This window comes from Streptomyces sp. MBT53 (genome assembly GCF_016654115.1).
Taxonomy (GTDB): domain Bacteria; phylum Actinomycetota; class Actinomycetes; order Streptomycetales; family Streptomycetaceae; genus Streptomyces.
Genome location: NZ_JAEQAZ010000374.1, coordinates 1 through 4,462, shown reverse-complemented (window position 1 = coordinate 4,462; position 4,462 = coordinate 1). Strand labels below are relative to the sequence as shown.

The window sequence follows — 4,462 nt, the reverse complement described above, 5'->3', positions numbered from 1 at the left end:
TTCGGGATATCGAACTTCTGTGAGAACGATGGGCCGCTCGCACCCCACTCGCACCCTGGAGAACACATGGCCGTCCCCCCTCTCCCCCACCCCTCCCGCCGCCTGTTCCTCGGCATGGCCGCGACCCTCCCCCTCGCGGCCACCGGCGCGCTCACGCTCGGTGCCGGCAGCGCGGCGGCGGCAACCGACTCGGCTTATGTCATGTGCTACTTCACCGAGTCGCCGACGTTCCTGGGCGCCAACTACGGTCTGCATCTGGCCGTCAGCCTCGACGGTCTGCAGTGGACCCCGCTGAACCAGAACGCGCCCGTCGCCACTCCGACCGCGGGCTCCCTCGGTCTGCGCGACCCCTTCATCCTGCGCAAGCAGGACGGCACGTTCGTCGTCCTCGCGACCGACCTCAACGGCACCGACTGGTCGTACGTCAGCCAGTACATCCATGTCTGGGACTCCACCGATCTGCGTACCTTCACCGGCTACCGGCGGATGAAGGTGCACAGCCTGGACACGCACGCGTGGGCGCCGGAGTCGTTCTGGGACGCGGGGCGCGGGCAGTACGGGGTGATCTACTCGGCCGTCAACGACAGCGGCCACAACGTCATCATGGTCAACTACACGAGCGACTTCGTGACCGCCGGGGATCCGCAGGTGTTCTTCGACCCGGGCTACGACGTCATCGACGGTGATCTCGCCGTGGGCGTGAACGGGGTCAACTACCTCTACTTCAAGAAGAGTTCGACGTTGGTCGGCGCCAAGTCCACGTCACTGGACCCGGGCAGCTTCACCGAGTTCAGCACGGCGGTCTCGCACAACGGCACCGAGGCCCCGACCTTGGTCAAGTCCCTTGCGTCCAGCTCCACTTGGTACCTGTGGGGGGACACCTGGGACCCCAACGGCGTCTTCTACGCCTGGCAGACCAGCAGTCTGGCCGCCGGCACCTGGACGGCCGTCGACCAGAAGCTCTACACGCAGCCGCTCAACTCCAAGCACTGCGGCATCCAGCCGATCACCGCCACCGAGTACAACAACCTCGTGGCGAAGTGGGGCACGCCCGCCTGGAACCGGCTCAAGTCCTACAACTATCCGGCCCGTTACGTCCGGCACTCCAACTTCGTCGGGCGGATCGACGAGTACGCCTTCGACCCGTACACCGACTCGCAGTGGACGCTGGTGCCGGGCCTCGCGGACAGCGCGGGAGTGTCCTTCCAGTCGGTCAACTACCCGACGCGGTATCTGCGGCACTACAACTACGCGCTCCAACTCGACGTGAACGACGGCACGTCGACGTTCGCCGGGGACGCCACGTTCTACCGGACGGCCGGCCTCGCGGACTCCACGTGGGCGTCCTTCCGGTCGTACAACAACCCGACCCGCTACATCCGGCACTCCAACTACGTGCTGCGCATCGACCCGATCTCTACGGCTACCGATCAGCAGGACGCGACCTTCTACGTCGGGTACTGACCACGACGCGGGTGCCTCCCGGAGAACGGAGGCACCCGCGTCGGCGGCGGAACGGATCAGCTGAGACCGGCCGTCTTCAGCCAGGCCTTCGCGACGTCCAGCGGGTCCTTGTTCTGCGAGCCCACCTGGGTGTCGAGGTCCAGCAGGGTCGCCGTGTCGAGCTTCGCGGAGACCGCGTTGAGGGCGGCCACACCGGCGGCGGAGAGGCCGCTCTTGTAGACCAGGGGCTGCACGTTCTCGAAGCCGAAGAGCCGCTTCGGGTCCTGCAGCGTGACGTGCTTCTCCTTGGTGATGGTCGGGTCCGTGCTGAAGAGGTCCGCCGCCTGCACGGTGTTCTTCTTCAGCGCGGCGGCCGTCAGCGGGCCACCCGCGTCCAGCGCCTTGAAGGACTTGAACTCCAGGCCGTAGACGGACTTCAGGCCCACCAGGCCCTGCTGCCGGGTCTGGAACTCCGGCGAGGCGCCGATGACCAGGTCCTTGGCGATGGACTTGAGGTCGCCGATGCTGGACTCGGACGTGAGGTTGTACTTCTTCGCGGTCTCCGCGTTGAGGGTGACCGTGTCCTTGTCCTCCGCGGCGGCCGGGTCCAGCAGCGTCAGCTTGGAGTCCAGCTTGGCGTTGATCGCGGCCGTGGTCGCGGCGAGGGTCGCCGGGGCGGCCTTCGGGTCGAGGTAGGCCAGCAGGGCGCCGTTGTACTCGGGCAGAACGGTGATGGAGCCGTTCTTGAGCAGGCCGTACGTCGTCTCGCGGCTGCCGATGTTCGGCTTGTAAGTGACCTTGACGCCCTTGGCCTTGAGGGCCTCGCCGTAGATGTCGGCGATCAGGATGCTCTCGGCGAAGTTGTTCGAGCCGACGACGACCGTGTCACCACTGGCCTTGCCGCCCGAGAGGGGGTTGTCGGACTTGCTGTCGGAGGACGATCCACATCCCGTGACAAGCGCAGCCGTGGCGGCGAGGGCGATGGCCGCCGCGCCGGGGTACCTAGTGCTGGACCAGCTGTTCTTCGCTTTAGAAGTCACAATTCCCGTTCCGGGGTTGGATGTTGGCACAGGCGTGCAGGCATGGCTGTGGCGTCCACGCGTGGGGCGTGAATGCCGCACTCCGCTGATCCAATCCAGCCGGTTCTTGGTCGGTCAAGAGAACTATGGTCACCGATTGGCCTCAATGAGTGCCCAGTTGTGAAGGCAACGTAAACAGACCGGTCACGAACACGGGCGCTTTGTAATTGATTCTTGACGTAGGGCGACGCACTTGATCGTTCAAAGAGGCGGTAGTCTCCCCGGAGTTGGCGTCGGTCACAGCGGTGTGCGGGGGCCGCTTCGATCAAAAACAGTCACGTGTGTCGCTGCGCGTACCGTGACAACACCCCACGAAGGAGGCCTGGTGTCCATACGGGGCTTCGCAGACCGTTGGCCCTTCAGGCGCAAGCTCAATCTGCTCGTCGGCGTGCCGCTCGCGGTGGTCGCGGTGCTGCTGGCGTACCTCATCTCGGACGAGGTCGGGCAGTCGACGGACGCGAGCGACGCGGCCCAGCTGGTGCGGGACAGCGGCCAGGTCGCCGAGCTGGTGAACCTCGTGGAGGCGGAGCACCAGCAGGCCATCCTGCTCTCCGTCCGCTTCGAGGCCACCAACGACGGCGGCACGCCCTCGCAGAGCGCCTACCGCAAGTCCCAGCAGGCCGTGGACAAGCAGGTCGAGAAGGTGCGCGACACCTTCGGCGACCGGCTGCCGGCCGGCGAGGCGCAGGCACTCAGGGAGATCAACGGCCTGGAGACACTGCGCAACACGGTCGAGCAGAGCTATCTGCCCGCCGACAACATCGACCCCGCGTACACCAGCGCCTCGGACGGCCTGATCGACGGGCTCGACCTGGAGCACAACGCGAACCTCGCCACCACCTTCACCGGCAACCTGCTGGACTCCGTGCTGCGGGCCGATGCCGCCCACAGCTCGTTCGAGACCAGCGTGTTCTCGGCGACGACCGGTGACAGCAACGCGCTCATCGAGTTCACCAACGCGGTCGGCTCCTACGATCTGTACACCTACCAGGCCTCGCGCTTCGCCCGGTTCGCCACCGAGGAGCAGGCCGACGAGCTGTCCGGCATCGAGCACACCATCCCGCAGCGGGAGATCGCCGAGGCGTACGCCGAGCTGCAGATCGACCCCAGCGGGCTGCAGGCCGAGTCGCCCGGCGCGGTCCGCAAGGCCTTCGCGGACGCCATGAGCGACTACCCCAACTACCCGCAGCAGGCCGAGGCCCGGCTGAAGATCACCAACTCGCTGATCGGCCAGATCGCCACCCGCGCCGACGACGCGTCGAGTTCGGCCTCCTGGCGCGCCGGGCTGCTGCTGAACCTCTCGCTCATCGGCTTCGTGCTGTGGCTGTTCTTCGTGGTGATCGTGCGCCGCTCGGTGGTCCGCCCGGTGCAGGCCCTGACCGGTGCCGCCAAGCAGGTCGCCGAGGTCGCGGGCCGCGAACTGGCCCGCGTCGCCGACGACGACGCCGAGGACGACGGCCCGCCGATGCTGCGGGACATGCCGGTCACCGCCAAGGACGAGATCGGCGACCTCGCCGAGGCCTTCAACCATGTGCAGACCACGGCCGCCGCGCTGCTGGCCCGCCAGGTCGTCAGCCGCCGCAACGTCGCCGAGATGTTCGGCAACGTCGGCCGCCGCGTCAGCAACCTGACGACCCGTCAACTCGCCCTGATCGACGCGGTGGAGCGCGGCGAGACCGACCCGGCGCTCCTCGAACGCCTCTACTCCATCGACCACATCGCCGTCCGCCTGCGCCGCAACGCGGACAGTCTGATGCTGCTCGCCGGCATCCGCGAGACCGTGCTCGACGGCGGACCCACCGAACTCACCAACGTCGTACGGGCGGCGCTCGGCCAGATCGAGGGCTTCCAGCGGGTGGGTCTGCGGGCCGACACCGAGATCATGGTGGAGCCCGACATCATCGGCGACCTCACGCTGATGGTGGCCGAACTCCTGGAGA

The 4,462-nt window shown here is 67.1% G+C and carries 3 protein-coding genes; 2 read left to right on the top strand and 1 reads right to left on the bottom strand.

The annotated features are described in order from the left end of the window. The first annotated feature begins 66 nt into the window (after positions 1-66). Positions 67-1,464, top strand: a complete 1,398-nt coding sequence (locus JHN45_RS51085; RefSeq protein ID WP_201056318.1) for a glycoside hydrolase family 43 protein — start codon at positions 67-69, stop codon at positions 1,462-1,464. A 56-nt stretch (positions 1,465-1,520) separates the two neighbouring features. Here the strand turns inward: JHN45_RS51085 and JHN45_RS51080 are convergent, their stop codons facing one another. Next, positions 1,521-2,483, bottom strand: a complete 963-nt coding sequence (locus tag JHN45_RS51080; protein WP_019071415.1) for an ABC transporter substrate-binding protein — start codon at positions 2,481-2,483, stop codon at positions 1,521-1,523. 364 nt (positions 2,484-2,847) lie between these two features. Between JHN45_RS51080 and JHN45_RS51075 the strand changes: the two genes are divergently transcribed. Next, positions 2,848-4,462: HAMP domain-containing protein (locus JHN45_RS51075; protein ID WP_201056315.1), on the top strand; the 1,615-nt coding region annotated here is incomplete at its 3' end.

Coding starts and splice junctions, on each gene's coding strand:
- JHN45_RS51085 (WP_201056318.1), top strand. CDS start 67: ATGGCCGTCCCCCCTCTCCCCCACCCCTCCCGCCGCCTGTTCCTCGGC.